Annotated in this window: 17 protein-coding genes, 1 tRNA gene and 1 pseudogene; 6 read left to right on the forward strand and 13 right to left on the reverse strand. The window is 65.4% G+C overall.

Features of this window, described 5'->3' with window-relative positions:
- Positions 1–37 precede the first annotated feature (37 nt).
- The 4 genes from BUA54_RS04790 to BUA54_RS04805 are packed head-to-tail and all read left to right on the forward strand — an operon-like array spanning position 38 to position 3,860.
- The gene (locus BUA54_RS04790; protein ID WP_072856011.1) at positions 38–1,120 is read left to right on the forward strand and encodes an ABC transporter ATP-binding protein; all 1,083 of its coding nucleotides are present in this window, start codon (positions 38–40) and stop codon (positions 1,118–1,120) included.
- Entirely contained in the window at positions 1,117–2,025 is a 909-nt protein-coding gene (locus tag BUA54_RS04795) for an ABC transporter permease (RefSeq protein ID WP_072856012.1), read from the forward strand. Before BUA54_RS04790 ends, BUA54_RS04795 begins: the two co-directional genes overlap by 4 nt.
- Positions 2,018–2,821, forward strand: a complete 804-nt coding sequence (locus BUA54_RS04800; RefSeq protein WP_072856013.1) for an ABC transporter permease — start codon at positions 2,018–2,020, stop codon at positions 2,819–2,821. The genes BUA54_RS04795 and BUA54_RS04800 overlap by 8 nt, the downstream gene beginning before the upstream one ends.
- A gap of 22 nt (positions 2,822–2,843) precedes the next feature.
- Positions 2,844–3,860 (forward strand): extracellular solute-binding protein, encoded by a 1,017-nt coding sequence (locus tag BUA54_RS04805; protein WP_072856014.1) that lies wholly within the window; start codon positions 2,844–2,846, stop codon positions 3,858–3,860.
- On the opposite strand, the gene BUA54_RS21855 is transcribed toward BUA54_RS04805, so the two are convergent.
- The 3 genes and pseudogenes from BUA54_RS21855 to BUA54_RS04820 form a co-directional block, all read right to left on the reverse strand.
- Positions 3,827–4,123 (reverse strand): COG4705 family protein, encoded by a 297-nt coding sequence (locus BUA54_RS21855; protein ID WP_084114078.1) that lies wholly within the window; start codon positions 4,121–4,123, stop codon positions 3,827–3,829. The genes BUA54_RS04805 and BUA54_RS21855 overlap by 34 nt on opposite strands.
- Before the next feature lie 88 nt (positions 4,124–4,211).
- Positions 4,212–4,412 (reverse strand): annotated as a pseudogene (locus BUA54_RS04815) (integrase core domain-containing protein); the annotation flags it as partial.
- A gap of 430 nt (positions 4,413–4,842) precedes the next feature.
- Positions 4,843–4,932: transfer RNA gene (locus tag BUA54_RS04820), tRNA-Ser, on the reverse strand.
- Positions 4,933–5,059: 127 nt separating this feature from the next.
- On the opposite strand from BUA54_RS04820, the gene BUA54_RS04825 reads away from it, so the two are divergent.
- Positions 5,060–6,184, forward strand: a complete 1,125-nt coding sequence (locus BUA54_RS04825) for an AI-2E family transporter (RefSeq protein ID WP_084114082.1) — start codon at positions 5,060–5,062, stop codon at positions 6,182–6,184.
- Positions 6,185–6,287: 103 nt separating this feature from the next.
- Here BUA54_RS04825 and BUA54_RS04830 read toward each other — a convergent pair whose 3' ends face one another.
- The 6 genes from BUA54_RS04830 to BUA54_RS04855 are packed head-to-tail and all read right to left on the reverse strand — an operon-like array spanning position 6,288 to position 13,447.
- The gene (locus tag BUA54_RS04830; protein WP_072856015.1) at positions 6,288–7,010 is read right to left on the reverse strand and encodes an alanyl-tRNA editing protein; all 723 of its coding nucleotides are present in this window, start codon (positions 7,008–7,010) and stop codon (positions 6,288–6,290) included.
- Positions 7,007–9,574, reverse strand: coding sequence for a DUF3772 domain-containing protein (locus tag BUA54_RS04835; RefSeq protein ID WP_072856016.1), 2,568 nt, complete (start codon positions 9,572–9,574; stop codon positions 7,007–7,009). The genes BUA54_RS04830 and BUA54_RS04835 overlap by 4 nt, the downstream gene beginning before the upstream one ends.
- Positions 9,571–10,605 (reverse strand): cysteine synthase A, encoded by a 1,035-nt coding sequence (locus BUA54_RS04840; protein WP_072856017.1) that lies wholly within the window; start codon positions 10,603–10,605, stop codon positions 9,571–9,573. Before BUA54_RS04840 ends, BUA54_RS04835 begins: the two co-directional genes overlap by 4 nt.
- A gap of 36 nt (positions 10,606–10,641) precedes the next feature.
- Complete coding sequence (locus BUA54_RS04845) at positions 10,642–11,775, reverse strand: NUDIX domain-containing protein (protein WP_072856018.1); 1,134 nt, start codon at positions 11,773–11,775, stop codon at positions 10,642–10,644.
- Entirely contained in the window at positions 11,776–12,216 is a 441-nt protein-coding gene (locus BUA54_RS04850) for a TrgA family protein (RefSeq protein WP_072856019.1), read from the reverse strand.
- A 22-nt stretch (positions 12,217–12,238) separates the two neighbouring features.
- The gene (locus BUA54_RS04855; protein ID WP_072856020.1) at positions 12,239–13,447 is read right to left on the reverse strand and encodes an SAM-dependent methyltransferase; all 1,209 of its coding nucleotides are present in this window, start codon (positions 13,445–13,447) and stop codon (positions 12,239–12,241) included.
- A 228-nt stretch (positions 13,448–13,675) separates the two neighbouring features.
- Here BUA54_RS04855 and BUA54_RS04860 point away from each other — a divergent pair, with 228 nt between their 5' ends.
- Entirely contained in the window at positions 13,676–14,698 is a 1,023-nt protein-coding gene (locus BUA54_RS04860; protein WP_072856021.1) for a fatty acid desaturase, read from the forward strand.
- On the opposite strand, the gene BUA54_RS04865 is transcribed toward BUA54_RS04860, so the two are convergent.
- The 4 genes from BUA54_RS04865 to BUA54_RS04880 form a co-directional block, all read right to left on the reverse strand.
- On the reverse strand, positions 14,695–16,116 hold the full coding sequence (locus BUA54_RS04865; RefSeq protein WP_072856022.1) for a cryptochrome/photolyase family protein: 1,422 nt from the start codon (positions 16,114–16,116) through the stop codon (positions 14,695–14,697). The two genes, BUA54_RS04860 and BUA54_RS04865, sit on opposite strands and share 4 nt — an antisense overlap.
- Before the next feature lie 72 nt (positions 16,117–16,188).
- Entirely contained in the window at positions 16,189–17,829 is a 1,641-nt protein-coding gene (locus tag BUA54_RS04870) for a BCCT family transporter (RefSeq protein ID WP_072856023.1), read from the reverse strand.
- A 208-nt stretch (positions 17,830–18,037) separates the two neighbouring features.
- A complete protein-coding gene (gene acuI, locus BUA54_RS04875) occupies positions 18,038–19,021 on the reverse strand; it encodes an acryloyl-CoA reductase (protein WP_072856024.1) in 984 nt (327 codons plus the stop codon).
- 82 nt (positions 19,022–19,103) lie between these two features.
- Entirely contained in the window at positions 19,104–20,204 is a 1,101-nt protein-coding gene (locus tag BUA54_RS04880; RefSeq protein ID WP_072856025.1) for a dimethylsulfoniopropionate demethylase, read from the reverse strand.
- Positions 20,205–20,213 lie beyond the last annotated feature (9 nt).

Raw genomic sequence — 20,213 nt, forward strand, 5'->3', positions numbered from 1 at the left:
TCTTTGGCTCTGTTGAGGCAAAGTCCGGAGGATGCCGATGCCAGAAGACACCGCCGTAGAGGTTCGTGACGCCCGAAAGGTCTACGGTCAGGGGGCGGGCGCCGTAACGGCGCTGGACGGGGTCTCTCTCGGTATCCGCAAGTCGGAATTCTTCACCTTGCTGGGCCCGTCGGGTTGCGGCAAGACGACCCTGCTGAAGCTCATCGCCGGGTTCGAAAGCCCCACGACCGGGCAGATCCTGCTGCACGGCAGCGACATCACCTTCGATCCGCCGAACCTGCGCCCGGTGAACACGGTCTTTCAGTCCTACGCGCTGTTTCCGCACCTGAGCGTCGCGGACAACATCGGTTTCGGCCTGAAAATGCAGGGACGTCCCAAGTCCGAGATCAGCGAGACCGTGACCCGGATGCTGGCGCTGGTGCGCCTCGATGCGATGGCCGACCGCAAGCCGGGGCAGTTGTCGGGCGGGCAGCAACAGCGTGTGGCCCTCGCCCGCGCGCTCGCCCCCTCCCCCAAGGTGCTGCTGCTGGATGAACCTCTGTCGGCGCTGGACCTGCAGCTGCGCAAGGAGATGCAGATCGAGCTGAAGCGGCTGCAGATCGAGACCGGGATCACCTTCGTCTTCGTCACCCACGATCAGGAAGAGGCGCTGACCATGTCCGACCGGATCGGCGTGATGCAGTCCGGTCACCTGCTGCAGGTCGGCGATCCGCGCACGATCTATACCCGGCCTGCCAACCGCTTCGTCGCGTCCTTCATCGGCGAATCCAATTTCCTGACCGGCACGGTGGACGGCAACGTTTTCACGCTGGACGCGGGGCCACGGATGGAGGTCGGCCAGACCGACGGCGCCCCCGCGACCGGCAAGGTCACTGCAGCGATCCGGCCAGAGCAGATCCGCATCACCAGCGCCACGCTGGGCGACGGCATCCCCGCCACGGTGACGCAGACCGTCTATTTCGGCACCGACACCCATTGCCGTGTCGCACTTGCCGACGGCACCGAAATCACCGTCCGCCTGCAAAGCCCCGCCTCGGGCGACGTCGGCCTGCACCCGGGGTCGGAGGTCACGCTGAAGTTCGAGCCCGGCGCGCTGATCCTTCTGCCGAAGGCCGCATGAGCGCCGATCCGCAGGTCACCGCCGCCGCCCGCCGCGGCTGGTGGCTGTCGGCCCCGGCGCTGGTCTTGCTGGCGGTCGGGGCCACGGGTCCGTTGCTGATCATGCTGGTCTATTCCTTTCTGGAACCGGGCCAGTACGGCAATGTCGAATGGGCGCTGTCCTTCAAGGCGTGGTTCAACGTCGTCATGCAGCGCGACATTTTCGACGGCACGCTCACCTTCGCCGATGCGCACCTGTCGATCTTCTGGCGCTCGGCCAAGCTCGCGCTGCTGACGACGCTCTTCGCCTTCCTGACCGGCTTTCCTACCGCATGGTTCATCGCCACCCGCAGCCCGGGGCTGCGCACGGCGCTACTGTTCCTGATCACGATTCCCTTCTGGACGAACCTGCTGATCCGCACCTTCGCGATCAACCAGATCATCCGCAACGAAGGTTTCCTGAATACCTTTCTGCTCTGGACCGGAATCATCGATACGCCCATCGTCATGCTGTACACCGATTTCGCGGTTTTCATCGGCATGACCTACGTCTACCTGCCGCTGATGGTCCTGCCCCTGTTCGCCGCCATCGACCGCTTCGACATGCGGCTGCTACAGGCGGGCTACGACCTTTACGCCAGCCGCTGGCAGCTCTTGCGCCACGTCATTGTGCCGGTGGTAAAGCCGGGCATCATCTCGGGCTCGATCCTCGTGTTCATTCCCGCCCTTGGCGCCTACGTGACGCCGCGCATCCTGGGCGGCGGGCGCAACATGATGATCGGCAACTTCATCGAGCTGCAGTTCGGGCAGGGCCGCAACTGGCCGCTTGGGGCCGCCCTGTCGGTCGTGCTGCTGGTCGTCGTCAGCCTCGCACTGATCGTCTATACGCGCTTTGCCACCGGCAGCGAGGGTAAGTCCCATGGCTGACCGCAGCTTCGACATCGCCCGCCTGCCCGGCTTTGCCACAATCGCCGTGACGATCTTCGTGCTGCTGTATCTGCCGATCGCGATGCTGGTGATCTTCTCGTTCAACGCCGGCGACAACGTCGCAATCTGGGAAGGTTTCTCTCTGCGCTGGTACCCCGAGGCCTGGGCGAACGAAGCGGTGAAGCAGGCCACATGGCGGTCCCTGCAGATCGCCACCTGCGCCGCGATCATCGCCACGACGGTCGCGACGATGGCCGCCCTCGGGACGACGCGCCGCCGGCAGACGCGGGGGCAAAGCTTCGTCTACCTGATGATCAACCAGCCGCTGATGGTGCCGGAAATCGTGACCGCCGTGGCGCTGCTGATCTTTTTCTCGTCGATCAAGGTCGCCACCGGCTATCAGGGCCTCGGCTACCTGATCCTCGCCCACGCCGCCTTCTGCATTCCCTTCGCCTACCTGCCGATCCGCGCCCGGCTGGAAGGCATGGACCTGAGCCTCGAGACCGCGAGCGCAGACCTTTACGCGACCCGCTGGCAGACGTTCCGCCATGTCACCCTGCCGCTGGTGATGCCGGGCGCCATCGCGGGGCTGATGCTGGCTTTCGTAACCTCACTCGACGATGTGGTGATCACGCTCTTCGTGAAATCCGCCGGGCAGGATACGCTGCCCACCTACATGCTGGCGCAGATCAGGCGGTCGGTCAGCGCAGAGGTCAACGCGATCTCGACCCTGCTGCTGCTGCTGACGGTGGTCCTGCTGACCGCCTTCTTCCTGCTGACGCGCAAGCGCACCTGAACCACCAACAAGGAGAGAGAAAATGAAAACATTGCTATCCACCGTCGCGATCCTCTGCGCCGGCGCCCTGCAGGCGCAGGAACTGCAGCTTTACAACTGGGGCGACTACACCAGCCCCGAACTGCTGACGAAGTTCGAGGAGGAGACCGGCATCAAGGTCACCGTCACCGACTACGACAGCAACGATACCGCGCTCGCCAAGGTCGAGGCGGGCGGCCATGGTTTCGACCTCGTCGTGCCTTCGGCGAACTACATCCCGATATGGCGCGAGAAGGGCCTGATCCAGGAACTCGACCTGTCGAAGCTGTCGAACCACGGCAACATCGCGCCACAGTGGGTCGACGTCGCCTTCGATCCGGGCCGCAAGTTCTCGATCCCGTGGCAGATCGGCGCGACGGGCATCGCCGTGAACAGCGACGCCTACGACGGCGACATCAACACCAGCGCGATCTTCCTCGACACGCCGGAAGAGCTTGTCGGCAAGGTCAATGTCACGCCAGAGATGAACGACATCATGTCGCTGGCGCTGTGGTACGTCGGCGGCGAGCCCTGCACCGAGGACACCGAGAAGCTGAAGGCCGCCCGCGACGCGCTGATCAAGGCCAAGCCGAACTGGCAGTCGATGGACTACGGCATGTCAGAGAAGCTCGCGGCAAACGATGTGATGTCCTCGGTCTACTGGAACGGCGCCGTGTTCCGGGCGTCCCTGCAGAACGACAAGGTCAAGTTCGGCTATCCGCAGGAAGGCTTCCCGCTGTTCATGGACTCGGTCGCCCTGCTGTCTGATGCACAGAACGTGGAAGAGGCCTATCAGTTCATGAACTTCATCATGCTGCCCGAGAATGCCGCCCTGATCTCCGAATTCGCGCGCTATGCCAACGGCATTGCCGGGTCGGAGGAATTCATGGACGAGGAGATGAAGACCTCTCCGATGGTGAACATCCCGCCCGAACTGGCCGAGGCCGGTGAATTCCTGCCCACCTGCTCTGCCAAATCGCTGGAATACTATACGGCGATCTGGACCGAGCTCCAGAAATAAGACGCCCCGGGCGCGCCGTCCGAGGCGCGCCCGGATATGCTGTCCGGGCTTTTGTGCGGATCATTGATTGCGGTCCTGCTGTGCGGCCCTCTTCGCATCGCCGACATGTAGATCACAATCCCGATGATCGCCGCGAGGAAGATCGCGCTGGTCAAGATCGTACCGAGGCCGATGCCCCCGGAGTCCGCGGGTTGCGACAGCAGGTCGCCAAAGGATGCACCAAGGGGGCGGGTGAAGATGTAGGCGATCCAGAACGCCCAGATGCCGTCCCAGTGTGATCGAGGTGATGATCAGGACGAAGTGGACTTGCCCGGAAAGTGTGGAGAGCGCTTAGCTCACTTCCGGGGCCTTTCACTCGAACGCGACGGGGCTTTGGAAGCCGGGCGACGAATGCCGCCTGACGGCGTTATAGAACCCGTCGATGTATCTGGCGATGGCGTTTGCGGCCTGCTGGCGGGATTGCCAGACGACGGGCCAGATCAGCTCGGACTTGATGGTCTTGAAGAACGTTTCCACCATCGCGTTGTCGTAGCAGTTCCCGCGCCCGTTCATCCATTGCCGGAAGGCGATTGCATGCAATCGCCGAGAGGGAGATCAGTTGTTCTCTTTATCTGTCCAGGCCCCGTTTGACATCACGCTAGGCTAAGGGCGGAAACTGCGTTTGTCATCAGGGACTTCGCGCAAGTCTCCTAAGACATACCAACGACCACGCCGCCCGTGTCGCGTCTCCATCTGCATCGAAACAAGCCGAAACCAGCGAAACGCATGCGCAACGCTATCCCGTCAGTTCACTGAAAAATATGGGGATTTTGAATCCGTCTCGCCGAGAGCGAAGGGCGGGTGGAAAGAGACGGAGAGCGCTCGGAGACCGATCTCGCGCAGGCGGCCAGTCTTCGAAGGGCGGATGGTCCCTGCAAACCCCTTTGGCACATAAAGAAAAAGGCCCCGCGAGGGACCTGTTTTCGGGTTTGCAATGTGCAAGTGGCGGACAGACAGGGATTCGAACCCTGGAGACGGTTCCCCGCCTACACACTTTCCAGGCGTGCGCCTTCGACCACTCGGCCACCTGTCCGTTGACGGGGTCTTTAGCCAAGGGTCCGGCGGGGTGCAAGGGGCGAACGCGAAAATCCTCTGACCGGCATTGAAACCCGGTCGCGGCCTGCGCATAAACGACGGGTCGCGCAAAGCCATCCGGTGCCATGAAACACACGCCCCTGCCAGAGGATACCACCGACCGCCGGTTCGAACTGGCCCGCGTACAGACCGCCGCGCTGGTCATCATCGCCTTTGCCGTGGTGCTCTTCCTGCTGGTGCAGGCGCGGTTCATCCTGATCTCGCTCGCGGTCGCCATCATCCTCTTCTCGCTGACCGCCGACATCATCAGCTTCATCGCGCGCCAGCGCATCGGGCCGGTGCGGATCCCGAACTGGATCGCCAGCATCGTGGCGCTTCTCTTGATCGGTGCGGCGCTGCTCAGCGTGACCTCGATCATCGCGGCGCAGGTGAACACGATCCTGCAGATCACGCTGGCCTACGCCGAACGGGCACCGGACGCCATCGCCGCCCTCTTCGCCTGGGCGGGGGCGGACACGCAGGCTGCCGTGCTCAATTCCATGCGGACGATCGAACTGTCGGGCTACCTGCGCGGGGCCGCGGGCGGTGCGACCAGCCTGACGCAGGGCACGGTGCTGGTGATCCTCTTCGTGGGCTTCCTCTTTGCCGAGCGGGTCTGGTTCCAGACCAAGCTGCTGAACTTCACCGGCAGCCCGGCGCAGGCGGTGCGGGTCGGGCGGATCATCTCCTCGATCATTCACCGTGTGAACTATTACCTGCTGGTGAAGACCGGTATCAGCCTCGTCACCGGTGCGATGACATGGGGGCTGGCACGGGCCTTCGGGATGGAGGTCGCGATGCCACTGGGTGTCATTACCTTCGTGCTGAACTTCATCCCCAACGTGGGGTCGATCGTGGCGACCGGGCTGGTGGCGCTGGCCGCCTACGTGCAGTTCGGCGACCCCTGGCTGACCGGCGTGATCTTTGCCATCGCGGGGGGGATCCAGTTTGTGAACGGGTCGATCATCGACCCGATGCTGATGGGACGCGCCCTGCGGTTGTCGTCCTTCGGCATCCTGCTGAGCCTCGCGTTCTGGGGCGCGGTCTGGGGTGTGCCGGGGATGTTCCTGTCGGTGCCGATCATGGTGATGCTGCTGGTGGTCTGCAGCCATGTGCAGGCCCTGCGCCCCATCGCGATCTTGCTGTCGCGCGAGGGGTTGCCGGAAAGCGAAGGCCTGCTCGACCGGGATACCGCGCGCGACCTGCGGTAGAGCGCTTGGGTCGTCTGCCTGTCGCGATCCCTATGCGTCGCACCCAGAAAGCCCTTCTGAAATCCTGCATTCGGCCTCTGCGCCATGCACGGCGCGGTCGCTATCAGGCGTCGTCCAGATGCAGGTAGACGCGACGGTTCTGGCGGCCCTTCTTCTCGATCCGTCCGATGTGGATGCGTCCCACCTCCGAGGTCCAGCCGACGTGGGTGCCGCCGCAGGGCTGCAGGTCGGCGGTCGCATCGCCCTCGCCGATCCGGATCAGCCGGATCTGGCCCTGCCCGCGCGGTGGCTTCACCGTCAGTGTCTTCACGAGGCCGGGTTGCGCGTCAAGAACCGCCTCGGTGATCCATTCGGTCAGTACGGGCAGGTCGCGCGCGATCAGGTCGTTCAGCGCCGTTTCCAGCGCCGCCTTGTCCTGCGGCGCCTGGTCCATGTCGAAATCGAGGCGCCCCTTGTCAACGGCGATCTGGCCGCCGGTGACGGGGCGCGGGATGACCGCCGACAGCAGGTGCAGCGCCGTATGGACGCGCATCATCCGGTGGCGGCGATCCCAGACAAGGATCTGCCGGACGCGGGTGCCCAGGGGCGGCAGGGCCGAGGGCTCTGCCGGGACCAGCACGATATCGGTCCCCTGCCCTTTCACGGTGGTCGCGATATCGATGGCACCGCCGTCCCAGACCAGCCGTCCCGCATCGCCCGGCTGCCCGCCGGAGGTGGGATAGAAGATCGAGGCGTCGAGCACGATGCCGCCCTCGAAGGTGTGCGCCACGACCTGACCCTGCGCCTCGCGCAGGTAGGCGTCGTCGTGATAGAGCGCGCGGGTCACTGGGTTTCCGCCTCGGGTGCCGCGTCGCCATCGTGCAGGTCGCCCGCATCCATCATCGCACTGGCCTCCCGCGCCGTATCGGGACGGTCGTCGTCGGGGGCCGCCGTGTCGGCGGAGGGCTCAGCCGGAGCAGAGGTGCGCGGCGCGTGCAGCGCCTCGGGATTGCGCAACCAGATGTCCTGCTGGGCGAAGGGAATCTCGATTCCCGCCTCGGCAAAGCGGCGGTCGATGTCGCGGTTCATCTCGTCGGTGACGATGACCTTCCAGTTCACGTCGCGCAGGATCACCCGCAGTTCGAAATCCAGCGAACTGGCCCCGAAGGCCATGAAAAGCGCCTGCGGCCCCGGATCGGCCAGCACCATCGGCTGCGATTCGCCCACCTCCAACAGGATCCTGCGAACCTGTTCGACGTCGCTGCCATAGGCGACGCCGACGGGAATGATCAGCCGCCCGACGAGGTTGCCGCGCGTCCAGTTCGTCACCTGCCCGGAAACGAGGTCGGCATTCGGAATGATGACGTCGGTGCGGTCGAAGGTCTCGATCCGGGTGGACCGCACGGAGATGTCGCGCACGAAGCCCACCTGCCCGTTCACCTCGATCATGTCGCCTTCGCCGATGGGCCGTTCGATCAGAAGGATGATGCCGGACACGAAGTTCTGCACGATGGTCTGCAGGCCGAAACCGATGCCGACGGACAGGGCACCGGCGACGATGGCGAGGCTCGACAGGTCGATCCCCGCCGTGGTGATCGCCACCAGCGCCGAAACGATGATGCCGATATAGGCCACGCCCGCGGCCACGGCGTTCTGCCCGCCGAGGTCCATCCGCGTGCGTGGCAGGACCGAGGTCTTGAGCTGACGTTTCACGAACTGGGTCAGCAGGTAGCCGCCACCGAAGATCAGGACGAAGGTCATGAAATCGGTGGGCGAGATCGTGGTCTCTCCGATCTGGAAACCGGCGCGGAATTGGGCCCAGACTTCCAGCAAGTCGGTCACGCGGGCACCCCAGACCAGTGCCAGCACTGGCACCGCCAGCAGGAACAGGACGGCGCCGATGACAACGGGCATCAGCGGACCGGTGTCGGTGCTGTCGGTGGTGGGGGCATAGATGTCGTAAACCAGCCGCTGCAGCACGATGATCACGCCGAAAATCGCCAAAGTCATCACCGCGGGCGCAAAGAGCGCATCGGACGCCGCGGCGTAGCCCGCGGCCGCAAGAATCGGCGTGACGATGGCCACGATCATGCACAACAGGCCGACGGTGGTACGGACCCGCCCGGAAGAGATCTCGCGCCCGTCACGTTCCATCGGGGCGTGGCGCAGCAGGTAGCCCAGCCGAAATAGCACGACCGCCAGCAAGACCTGCAATGGAAGGACCATGACACCGATGGCGGCGTCGGACGCGCCGGCGCTGTGCATCAGGGCGCTGACCACGATGATCGCCGCCAGCCCGACCCCCAGCGCCACACCGTTGCGGCGGATCTTGGCGCGGATGTCGGGGGGATAGCCCAAGGGGCCGCCGTGTTCGCCGACGGGAAACAGCTGACCGTTCAGCCAGCGCGCGATGATGATGGTAAAGCCTGCGCCGAAGATCGCCTGCGACAGCGTATCGCCCGACCGGGCCAGCACGCCGATCTGGCGCAAGGCAAGGATCAAGGCCGACAGGCCCAGCGTCGGCAGCACGATCACCCACAGCGACAGAAGGAACGACCAGACCGCGCGACCGCGCGCGTGGCTCCGCTCCACCCGGTCCTGCAACAGCCAGACCCACTGGCGCGACCGCAGCAACAGGACCAGCGCAGCCACCATGTAAAGGACCGCCAGCGGCAGCGTCCGCAGCAGGGTGCCCGACGACAGGTTGCGGTCCACCCGCGCCATCGCGGCGGACAAGACACCGCCAAGGGCGTCACGACCGCCTTCCAGCGCCGCCGGCCAGTTCGCCGGGTTGAGGGGCGACGGCCCGCGGGCGGTCAGGCGCGTTGTCTCGCGCGCGCGCAACTGGCTGTCGACCTCGGAGATCAGGCCGTCGGCGCGGGCATAGGCTTCTTTCGCAAGGATGGCAGGCGCGCGCAGCACGTCAAGCTGGCGGTTCAGCTCTGCCCGGCGGGCCGCAATCGCGGGCTGTTCTTCACCGCCTTCAGGCACCGGCCCCAGCGCCTCGATCTGGGACTGCACGGTCGCGATGCGACCGGCGTTCAGCGACCCCAGCGACTGAAATCGGTCGCGCCAGCCGAACAGTGTCTCTCGCGTGCGAGTCAGGGCCAGCGTCGAGCCGCTGCCGGCCTGAAGCAGCGTCTCTGCCTGGTCGACGCGGGTCTTCCATTCGTCAAGGTCCGGCACCGCCTGGGACAGTGCCTGCTGCGCGTCCGTCAGTGCTTCGGTGTCGGCTTCGGCCTCCTTCGGAGAGGCTGTTTCGGCCTCCTCCGACGGCGGGTCCCCCGCCTCCGTCGTCGGTTCCTCGGTCGGGGTCGGCGCACCGATCAGACCGTCGAGCGACACCTGCGCCGACGTGCCCTGCGCCACCACAAGCAGCAGCGCGAGCGCTGTCGGAAGCGCCCGGATCATGCGTCCTCGAAGACGCCGGGAATCGATTGCGGGCCGGTGGTCAGCCATTCCGGCACCGGCAGCCCCTTGGACCGCAGGAATTCAGGGTTCCAGAGCTTCGACTGGTACCGGCTGCCATAGTCGCACAGGATGGTGACGATGGTATGCCCCGGCCCCATGTCGCGCGCCATGCGGATCGCGCCCGCGACGTTGATGCCCGACGATCCGCCAAGGCACAGGCCTTCGTGTTGCAGCAGGTCGAAGACGATCGGCAGCGCCTCGGCGTCCGGGATGTTGTAGTTCATGTCCGGCGTGAAGCCTTCGAGGTTCGCGGTGATCCGCCCCTGCCCGATGCCTTCGGTGATGCTGTCGCCCTCGGACTTCATCTCTCCGTGTTCGTAGAAATTATAAAGCGCGGCGCCGTCCGGGTCGGCCAGACCGATCTTGACCCCCTTTGGCTGCAACGCCATCGCCACGCCGGCCAATGTCCCGCCGGAGCCCACGGCGCAGATGAAGCCGTCGACCTTGCCGTCGGTCTGGTCCCAGATCTCGGGGCCCGTCGTCTCGATATGCGCCTGCCGGTTCGCCGTGTTGTCGAACTGGTTCGCCCAGATCACGCCGCCGGGGGTGGTCTTGGCCAGTTCCTCGGCCAGACGGCCCGAATAGCGGACGTAGTTGTTGGGGTTCTTGTAGGGCGCAGCGGGTACCTGCACCAATTCGGCGCCGGCCAGCCGCAGCATGTCCTTCTTTTCCTCGGACTGGGTTTCCGGGATCACGATGACGGTCTTGAACCCCATCGATGCCCCGACCAGAGCAAGACCGATGCCGGTGTTGCCGGCGGTGCCCTCGACGATGGTGCCACCGGGCTTCAGCAGGCCCTTCGCCACCGCGTCCTGGATGATGTAGAGGGCGGCGCGGTCCTTGACCGACTGGCCGGGGTTCAGGAACTCGGCCTTGCCCAGAATCTCGCAGCCGGTCGCCTCGGAGGCGGCGCGCAGGCGGATCAGAGGCGTGTTGCCGACCGCGTCGGCCAGATCGGATTTGATGTGCATGACAGGGGCCCTTCGGATGCGCGTGTTGCAATCTGTCTAGGGTGCGGCGCCGGCAAACTCAAGCCGCAGGGCATCCCGATTCAGCGCCAGCCAATAGAGCAGCGTGATCCCCGGACCGACGGCAATTTCGCCCGAGGCGACGTGGCCAAGCGCCTGATCCAGCGTCAGAACGTGCAGCGCCAGATCCTCGTGCTCGCTGTCCAGTCCACCGGTGTAGCGCTGCAGGTCCGGCAGATCGCAGAACCCCACGAAACAGTGAAAGTAGTCGGTGGCATTTCCCGGCGACGGATAGTGCGACGTGACGTGCCGCAGGGTCACGTCCAGCCCCGCCTCCTCCCGCGTTTCGCGTAGGGCGCTGTCCGTTGGCGTCTCGAAGGCGTCGATCATGCCGGCGACGGGTTCCAGCATCCACGGGTTCGGATCGCCGCGTTCCAGCACGCCCATGCGGATCTGCTCGACCAGCACGACACGGTCGCGGACCGGATCGTAGGGCATCACCATCACCGCATCGACGCCGACCATGACCTCTCGCGGCAAGGGCCCCTGCCGGCCCCCGTCGAAACGGCTGTGGGTGACGTCGAAGCCCTGCAGGCGAAAGAAGCGGCCCAGCGGCGCGGCCCGGTTTGCGACGCTGACATCGCCGGGCCCGGCCGCGTGGCGCAGGTCGGCAGGCCGCCGGTCCATGGCCGCCAGATGCCGCGCCCAGGCGCGTTTCAGCATGACAGGATACTGCCAGCGCAGGTTGGCGGGACTCGGGCGGGTCTCTTGCGCAAAGATCTCGGTCGCCGCCGCCACGCAGACCGTGCCGCAGCGGACCTGCCACACCTCGAACGACCACTCCCCCGGCGCCGCCATCAGCGTCGCGGGCGGCTGCCACATCAGCGCCTCGGCATCGGTGCCGTCCGGCAGCGCCACGGTGACCGTGATCAGCGCATAGTCATGGGCGCCCTCGTAAAGCGCCAGCCGGTCCATCTGGTCAGGGGTCAGGTCGCGCCAAAGCAGACCGGTGGCCACCGCATCCGACTGGCTGACGATCATCGGGATGACGTCATCGGCCACGGGGCGCACCGCATGGCCCCGCAGGATGGCCGGCGTCACATGCCCCGCGTCACCGGCGACCGCCTGCCGCAGCGCCGGATCGCGCAGCGTGCCGTAGACGAAGACATCCATTCAGCGATACCGCTTGCCGAGGGCATCCGTCAGCACCCCCGCCACGATGCCGCCGCCCAGCAGGACGATCAACGTCAGGGGCGCGTAGAACTGCGCGGCATAATCCACCATGATCCCGAAGGTCGAAATCACCGCGTCCATCGGCCCGTCGTAACGGCCCCGCATGGATGCCCTCACCATCTCATGCCCCGACAGCGCGAAGATGACCCAGAAGGCCAGCAGCGCGGCGGAGCTCAGGCCGGTCCCGATGGCAACACCCGTCCCCTGCCCGGTCCGGGGTCCGGCAAAGATCCAGCCGGTCAGCACGCCCACGCCGCCGCACAGGGCGAACCAGAATTTCGGAACCGGCGAGTCACCGAAGAACGGCAGCAGCAGGACAGACAGAATGCCCGCTAGGATGCCGAAGGATATCGCCCCCGCGAGGCGCCCGAAGGTGGGCATGTACGTTCCCTTTCCGCGCGCGTCAGGCGGCGCGCGTGATCGTGATCTGCGTCACGTCGCAGTTTTCACTGGCGAAGGTCGCGGCACAAGAGGTCAGGTAGAAGTTCCACATGCGCCGGAACCTCTCGTCGAAGCCGAGCGCCGCGACCTTGTCCCACCGCGCGTTGAAGGTCTCGTGCCAGCGCCGCAGGGTCTGGTCGTAGCTGTGACCGAACTCGATCGATTTGACGACCGACAGGCCGTTGCGCGCGATGACCTCGCGCAGCTTGCCGGGGCTGGGCAGCATGCCGCCCGGAAAGATGTATTTCTGGATGAAGTCGGGGCCACGCTTGTAGACCTCCCACCGGCGATCGGCGACGGTGATGATCTGCAAGGTGGCATTGCGCCCCGGCTTCAACCGGTCGCGCACCGCCTTGAAATAGACCGGCCAATACTGCTCGCCCACCGCCTCGAACATCTCAATGCTGGCAATGCCGTCGTAGGTCCCGGTCTCGTCCCGATAATCCTGCAGCTTGAAGGTGACGCGGTCTGAAAGCCCTGCCTTTTCAATGCGGTCCACCGCGTAATTGAACTGCTCCTTGCTGATGGTCAGGCCGGTCACATGCAGCCCCCGCTCTGCCGCGGCATATTCGGCGAAACCACCCCAGCCGCAGCCGATCTCGAGGACATGATCGCCCGGCCGCACGTCCATCTGGTCGACCATGGAGGCATATTTGGCGATCTGGGCCTTCTCCATGCTTTCCTGACCGGTGTCGAAGATCGCCGAAGAATAGGTCATCGTGTCGTCGAGCCAGAGGCCGTAGAAATCGTTGCCCAGATCGTAGTGATATTCGATGTTCCTGCGGGCCTGCTTCTTGGAATTGCTCTGCAGCCAGAAGCGGATGCGCTCGAAAGTGCGGACGAGGAACTGGCCGGGAAAGCCGTCATAGATCTCCTCTGCATCGTCGTGGATCAGGTCCATGAAGGCCATCAGGTCCGGCGTCGACCACCAGCCGTCAAGGTAGGCGTCGCAGAACCCCAGATCCCCCTCGCGCACGATGCGGGCGAAAAGATCGGGGTTATGGACCGTGATTTCCGCCACGTGCCCGGCGTCGCGTCCTTCGGCCCGAAAGTGCCGACCGTCCGGCAGGATCACGTCGATCCGGCCACGCTTCAGCGAATCCATCATCTTGAAAACCGCCGGAAAATAGCGCGGCAGGCCGGTCTGGCCTTCGGTGGTCGTCAAAATCATGCGTGGTCCTGTCTGTCCTGTGACATCTCTGCGGCGGATATCTTGTTCGGTTTTAATGTTTTGCCGTGGGAAGTCACGCCGCACGGTTCAGAAAGTTGCACCATCCGACCCGCCGTGACGGAAGGTCGCGCGGCGTGGGCCATTCCGGATCATGCCGTCGAATTTACTTGTTTCCAACCATATCTCGTTTATCGCAGGCACATTGACCCAATGGACAGTCACAAGACAATGTCACGGACGACCTCTCTGCCGCCCGATGCTACCGCTGCGCGCGATTGGGTGCGCATCCTTGCCGCCTATCGCGATCCCGACATCCGGCGCAGCAGCTTCGAACTTGCGATCACCGTCGCGGGCTTCGTGACGCTCTGGGTTGCAGCCTGGTTCGCGGTTCAGGTCAGCTGGCCGCTTGCCGTGGCGCTCGGCATCGTCAACGGCGGCTTCCTCGTGCGGTTGTTCGCGATCCAGCACGACTGCGGGCACGGGTCCTTTTTCACCAACCGACACCTCAGCGACTGGACAGGCCGCATTCTCGGGATCGTGACGCTGACGCCCTACGATGTCTGGCGTCGCACCCATGCGCTGCACCACAGCCACGCGGGCAACCTCGACCGGCGCGGGATCGGCGACGTGCATACGCTGACACTGGCGGAATACCGCGCGCTGTCGCCATTTCAGGCCTTCATGTACCGGGTCTATCGCCACCCGCTGGTGATGTTCGGCCTTGGGCCCACGTGGTTGTTCTTTGTCCAGAACCGCCTGCCGCTGGGTCTGATGACCGCCGGGCGCAGCTACTGGGTATCGGCCATGGTGACGAACCTCGCCATTGCCGCGGCACTGGTGCTGATCGTCTGGTTCGGCGGCTGGCTGGCGCTGGCCTGCGTGTTTTTCCCGCCGACGCTGGTGGCCGCCTCGGCGGGTGTCTGGCTGTTTTACGTCCAGCACCAGTTCGAGACGACGCATTGGGAACAGGACCCCGACTGGCAGCTGCACGAGGCGGCCCTGCATGGCAGTTCGCACTACGACCTGCCACTGGTCCTGCGCTGGATGACCGCCAACATCGGCATCCACCACGTGCATCACCTGTACAGCCGCATCCCCTTCTATCGCCTGCCCGACGTGCTGCGCGATCATCGCGAACTGGTGGAGGTCAGCCGCATGACCCTGCGCGAAAGTCTGAAATGCGCCTCGCTCGACCTGTGGGACGCCGACAGCAACCGCCTGATCTCGTTCCGGCAGGCCCACGCGGCCTAGAAGTCGCGGTTTTCGTAGGCCTCCAGCGCGGCCTTGCGGCCATCCTCGGCCGTGACGACCGGATCGGGATAGGCGTCGTCGGGCGACATGTTCCAGTGCAGCGGGATCGCGTCGTAAAAAGCCAGCGCGGTCTTCGACGGGTTTTCGTACTCCTCGGCCAGCCACGCCTTGACGTAGTCGCGGTCCTTGTCGAACTTGTCGAGCTGCGTCACCGGATTGAACACCCGGAAGTAGGGCGTGGCATCGGGCCCCGACCCCGCGGACCATTGCCAGCCCAGCGCGTTGTTCGCCGGGTCCCAGTCGATCAACTGGTCCGCGAACCAGTCGAGCCCGATCTTCCAGTGGCACATCAGGTGCTTGGTCAGATAACTGGCGACGATCATCCGGCCCCGGTTGTGCATCCGTCCCGTGACCTGCAGCTCTCGCATCGCCGCGTCGACGAAGCGGATACCCGTGCGTGCCTGCTTCCAGGCCTTGACCTCTGCCAGACGTTCGTCGGTTTTCCACGGAAAACTGTCCCAGTCCTCGCGCCAGTTGCCGCTGGTCAGGCGCGGCGTATGGTGGATCAGGTGGTAGGCGAACTCACGCCAGACAAGCTCCTTCAGGAACGTCTCCGCATCCGACTTGCCATCGTGCAGGGCACGCCAGCCCGCATGCCAGCAGGCCAGCGGGCTGATCTCTCCGTAGGTCAGATTTTCCGACAGGCCAGAGGTGCCGTCGACGCCCGGAATGTCCCGGGCCGCCTTGTAGTCGTCGATCCGGTGGGCGATGAAGGCGCCCAGCCGGTGGCTGGCCGCGCTTTCGCCCACGGTGCAGCGGGGCAGCACCACGTCGTGCCCGCGCTGCATGTCGGCCCCCATTCGCCAGTCGTCCAGATCGCCGGACGCGGGCCACGCATCGGGTGCCGGAACCTTTGACGGTGCGCTCAGCGTGCCGGGAAGGTCACGGTCACGCACCGCCTTCCACATCGGCGTATAGACCTTGTAGAAGCCTCCGGTCTGGGTCTCGACCGTCCAAGGCTCGAACAGCAGATGACCCGCGAAGCTTTGGGCGTCGATGCCATCGTCCTTCAGCCCGGATTTCACGGTGGTATCCCGCCCCTTGGCGTCAGGATCGTAAAGGCGCGACCAGTAGACGGCGGTCGCACCCGTCTCTGCGATGACATCGCGCAGAACGTCAAGCGCGCGGCCCTTGCGCAGGATCAGGCGTGACCCCTTGTCGGCAAGACTCTCGTGCAGCGCCGCGACCGACAGGCCAAGCCGGAACCGGGGGGCAGCGCCCTGCCCGGCCACGACCTCGTCATGGATGAACAGCGGAATGACCGGGCGGCCGGTCTTGCACGCTTCGGTCAGGGCGGGATGGTCGCCAAGGCGCAGATCGCGCCGGAACCACATGATGATGGGGGTTTTGTCGCTCATGCCCCGAACCTAGTGCGCGGCGGCGGGGATCAACGGCAGGCGGGCGGCAAAAATGCCGCCCGCCCGGGGTCTTCAGGTATTCGCGCGTTCCGACTGCAACCCGCGATAGATCGCCACGCACATGACCAGCAGCACGATCGTGAACGGCAGCCCGGTCGAGATGACCATGGATTGCAGCGACTGCAGGCCACCGGCCGACAGCAGCAGCACGATGGCCACGGCGCCTTCGAACAGGCACCAGAACACCCGCTGCGGCACCGGGGCGTCGACCTTGCCGCCCGCGGTGATCGTGTCGATGACCAGAGAGCCGGAGTCCGACGAGGTCACGAAAAACACGATCACCAGCACCACGCCGATCAGCGAGGTGATCGTGGTCAGGGGCAGCGCCTCCAGCATCTTGAACAGCTGGCGCGGCAGTTCCGCATCCTGCGCAAGCGTGTAGCCGTCCTGCACGACCTGGCTGATCGCCACGCCGCCGAAGACGCTCATCCACAGCACGCAGACGAGGCTGGGGATCAGCAGAACGCAGGTGATGAACTCGCGCACCGTGCGGCCACGGCTGACGCGGGCGATGAACATGCCGACGAAGGGCGACCAGCTGATCCACCACGCCCAGTAGAAGGACGTCCAGCCCTGGACGAAGTTGGTGTCGGCCCGGCCGATCGGGTTGGCCAGCGCCGGCAGGTACTCGACATAAGCCAGCAGGCTTGACCCGAAGGTCGTCAGGATTGCCAGCGTCGGCCCGACCAGCAGCACGAAGACCAGCAGCAGGAAGGCGAGCCCCATGTTGATCTCGGACAGGATCTTGACCCCACCGTCGAGGCCCCGCAGCACCGAGATCAGCGCGATCGAGGTGATGCCGGTGATCAGCAGGACCTCTGTCGTGTTGCCGATCGGCAAGCCGAAGACCTCGTTCAGGCCGGCGTTCGCCTGTGTGGCACCAAAGCCCAGCGAGGTGGCCAGACCGAAGAGCGTGGCGAAGACCGCCAGCGTGTCGATGATGTGACCCGGCCAGCCCCAGACCCGCTCGCCCAGCAGCGGGTAGAAGGCGGACCGCATCGTCAGCGGCAGACCCTTGTTGTAGCTGAAGAGCGCCAGCGCCAGACCCACGACCGCATAGATCGCCCAAGGGTGCAGACCCCAGTGGAAGATGGTCGCCGCCATGCCAAGGCGCGCCGCCTCCGCCGCGTTGCCCGCCGCGGCACCCAGCGGCGCCCAGTCGGTGCGTACACCGCCTTCGGCCGTCGTGCCGCCCAGCGCGGTCGAGAAGTGGGTCAGCGGTTCCGACACGCCGTAGAACATCAGGCCGATGCCCATGCCCGCGGCGAACAGCATCGAGAACCAGCCGAGGTAGGTATAGTCAGCCGTTGCTGCCTTGCCGCCCAGACGCACCTTGCCCAGCGGCGAGACGATCAGAAACAGGCAGAACAGCACGAAGATGTTGGCGGCGGTCAGGAAAAACCAGTCGAAGCCTTTCGTGACACTGGAAAACAGCCAGCTGAACACCGCGCCGGATTGCTCCGGCAGGGCCAGCGTATAGAAGACGAACGCCACGACGGCGGTCGCCGAGATGCCGAACACCGGGTTGTGGATGTCGAAGCCAAGGCCTGCGACCTTGCCTTCGAAGTTGTCCTGACCGATCGTGTAGTCCGTATCGATCAGGTCGGCCTTGCCGTCCGGGGCCGGTATCCCCTCGCTCGACATGTCGCTCATGCACACATCCTTTCTTGTTGATTGACAGAGCGCCTGTATCACGTTCGTCGGCGGAATCCCACCGATGCTTTACGGTCATGCCGCAAGGCCTTTGGATTACTCGAAATTAAGAGTGGCCGCGACCGCGAGCCGACCGGCGGAACCAGTCCACAGGCGGCCCGCCGTCCGCACCGTGTTCCCTGCGGGATTCGCGACCGCTGCGCCGGCGTCAGCCGTTGACGTCGACCACGACCCGTCCGCGCACCTGCCCCTGCAGGATCTCGGCGCCAAGGCGCGGCAGGTCCGACAGGGTGGCGGGCGTGATCATCGCCTCCAGCTTGTCCATCGGCAGGTCGGTGGCAATCCGCGACCACGCACGCACCCGATTGTCATAGGGCTGCATCACGCTGTCGATGCCCAGCAGGTTCACGCCGCGCAGCAGGAACGGGATGACCGTGGCGGGCAGGTTCGCCCCCCCGGCCAGCCCCACCGCGGCGACGGAGGCGCCGTATTCCATCTGCCCCAGCACCCGCGCCAGCATCGCGCCGCCCACCGCATCGATGCAGCCCCCCCAGCGCTCGGCCTCCAGCGGTTTCTTGACGGTCTCGGCAAGCTCCCCCCGCGCGACGATCTCCGTCGCGCCAAGGTCGCGCAGGTAATCCGCCCCTTCAGGCCGCCCGGTCACCGCGGCGACCCGGTGACCCAGTTTGCTCAGGATCGCCGTCGCCACGGACCCCACACCGCCAGAGGCGCCGGTCACCAGCACCGGGCCTGCCGTGATGCCGTGATCCTCCAGCGCCATGACAGCCAGCATCGCTGTGAAACCGGCCGTGCCCACGGCCATCGCCTGACGTGTCGTCAGACCTTCGGGCAGCGGCACCAGCCAGTCGGCCTTGACGCGCGCCTTCTGCGCGTAGCCGCCCCAGTGTGCCTCGCCCACCCGCCAGCCGGTCAGCACGACCTTGTCACCCGCCTTGTAGCGGTCATCGTCAGAGGCTTCGACCGTGCCCGCGAAATCGATCCCCGGCACGTGGGGATAGGTCCGCACCAGCCCGCCCCCCGGCCCGATGCACAGCCCGTCCTTGTAGTTCACGGTCGAAAAGTCGACCGCGACCGTCACCTCGCCCGCGGGCAAACGATCCGTGTCGATCTGCTGGACAGCAGCATGAGTCTTGCCGTCTTCGCCCTTCTCCACGATCATTGCATTGAACATGTCGTCCTCCTTGCGCGGGACTCCGGTCCTCGCTTTTTTCCAAATACTCCCGCCGGAGGCTCCGGCCCCCGCCCACGTCGCCTCAGATCCAGAATTTCTCCCGCACCGTGGCTTCACGCATGCCATCCGGGGTCCGCACCTGCAACACGGTGCCCGCATCCCAATGCGTCATGCGTACCATGCCGATCGCCACGCCGGTGTCAAAGTCGGGCGAGGCGGCGGCGGAGGTCACCTGCCCGACCCGGGCGTCGCCCGCCAACAGCGGCCAGGCCCGGTCGCAGGGCGGCACGTCGCCCGCGATGGCAATGGCGCGGATCTGTTGCAGCGGCCCCTCCTTCGCCACCCGCAGCAGGGCGTCGCGTCCGACACAGCCGATCGCGGTCTGCGTGGAACAGAACCGCCCCAGCCCCGCTTCGTGGGGCGTGTTGTCCCGGGTCATGTCGTTGCCATAGGACAGCAGACCGCCCTCCACCCGTTCGATCAGGTTGGGGCAACCCGCGTGGACGTCCAGATCGGCCCCCGCCTCCATCAAAGCGTGCCAGAGCGGCATGCCGTTGGCGGTGCCGTCGCAGTAGATCTCGAACCCGCCCTGTTTGGAATATCCCGACCGGGCGACCACCATCGCTGTCCCCTGAAAATCGAACCCGCCGAAGCGAAAGAACCGCAGGTTGCGCACCTGATCGCCAAAGACCCGCGCCATCAGTTGATCCGCCTTCGGCCCCTGCACCGCGAGGGGATGCACATCGGGTTCGTCCACCAGCACGTCGAGGCGGAAGCCATAGACGATCCCCTTGACCCAAAGCAGCAGGTCGCTGTCGGCGATCGAGATCCACCAGCGGTCCTCTGCCAGTTTCAGCGCCACGGGATCGTTCAGCATGCCGCCCGTCTCGTCCACGATGGGCACGTAATAGCATTGCCCCGGCAGCATCCCCCGCAGGTCACGCGGTGTCAGCATCTGCATCAGGCGCCCGGCGTCCGGACCGCGGATCTCGATCTGGCGCTCGCAGGCGACATCCCAGACCTGCACCGCCCGCTTGAGGTGATGATAATCCTCCACCACCGACCGGAACACGGTCGGCAGCAGCATCCGGTTGTAGACGGTATAGCCCTTGACCCCCGCCGCCTCTACGCCGTCGGTAAAGGGTGTGCGCCGCACCCGGCGCGAGGGGGAAATGGTTGCCATGTCGGTCAG

The organism is Loktanella atrilutea, assembly GCF_900128995.1.
GTDB classification, from domain to species: Bacteria; Pseudomonadota; Alphaproteobacteria; order Rhodobacterales; family Rhodobacteraceae; genus Loktanella; species Loktanella atrilutea.

Bases quoted from the DNA above. Each gene is read 5' to 3' on its own strand.
- BUA54_RS04790 (WP_072856011.1), top strand. From the start codon at position 38: ATGCCAGAAGACACCGCCGTAGAGGTTCGTGACGCCCGAAAGGTCTAC.
- BUA54_RS04795 (WP_072856012.1), top strand. From the start codon at position 1,117: ATGAGCGCCGATCCGCAGGTCACCGCCGCCGCCCGCCGCGGCTGGTGG.
- BUA54_RS04800 (WP_072856013.1), top strand. From the start codon at position 2,018: ATGGCTGACCGCAGCTTCGACATCGCCCGCCTGCCCGGCTTTGCCACA.
- BUA54_RS04805 (WP_072856014.1), top strand. From the start codon at position 2,844: ATGAAAACATTGCTATCCACCGTCGCGATCCTCTGCGCCGGCGCCCTG.
- BUA54_RS04825 (WP_084114082.1), top strand. From the start codon at position 5,060: ATGAAACACACGCCCCTGCCAGAGGATACCACCGACCGCCGGTTCGAA.
- BUA54_RS04835 (WP_072856016.1), bottom strand. From the start codon at position 9,574: ATGATCCGGGCGCTTCCGACAGCGCTCGCGCTGCTGCTTGTGGTGGCG.
- BUA54_RS04840 (WP_072856017.1), bottom strand. From the start codon at position 10,605: ATGCACATCAAATCCGATCTGGCCGACGCGGTCGGCAACACGCCTCTG.
- BUA54_RS04845 (WP_072856018.1), bottom strand. From the start codon at position 11,775: ATGGATGTCTTCGTCTACGGCACGCTGCGCGATCCGGCGCTGCGGCAG.
- BUA54_RS04850 (WP_072856019.1), bottom strand. From the start codon at position 12,216: ATGCCCACCTTCGGGCGCCTCGCGGGGGCGATATCCTTCGGCATCCTA.
- BUA54_RS04855 (WP_072856020.1), bottom strand. From the start codon at position 13,447: ATGATTTTGACGACCACCGAAGGCCAGACCGGCCTGCCGCGCTATTTT.
- BUA54_RS04860 (WP_072856021.1), top strand. From the start codon at position 13,676: ATGTCACGGACGACCTCTCTGCCGCCCGATGCTACCGCTGCGCGCGAT.
- BUA54_RS04865 (WP_072856022.1), bottom strand. From the start codon at position 16,116: ATGAGCGACAAAACCCCCATCATCATGTGGTTCCGGCGCGATCTGCGC.
- BUA54_RS04870 (WP_072856023.1), bottom strand. From the start codon at position 17,829: ATGAGCGACATGTCGAGCGAGGGGATACCGGCCCCGGACGGCAAGGCC.
- acuI (WP_072856024.1), bottom strand. From the start codon at position 19,021: ATGTTCAATGCAATGATCGTGGAGAAGGGCGAAGACGGCAAGACTCAT.
- BUA54_RS04880 (WP_072856025.1), bottom strand. From the start codon at position 20,204: ATGGCAACCATTTCCCCCTCGCGCCGGGTGCGGCGCACACCCTTTACC.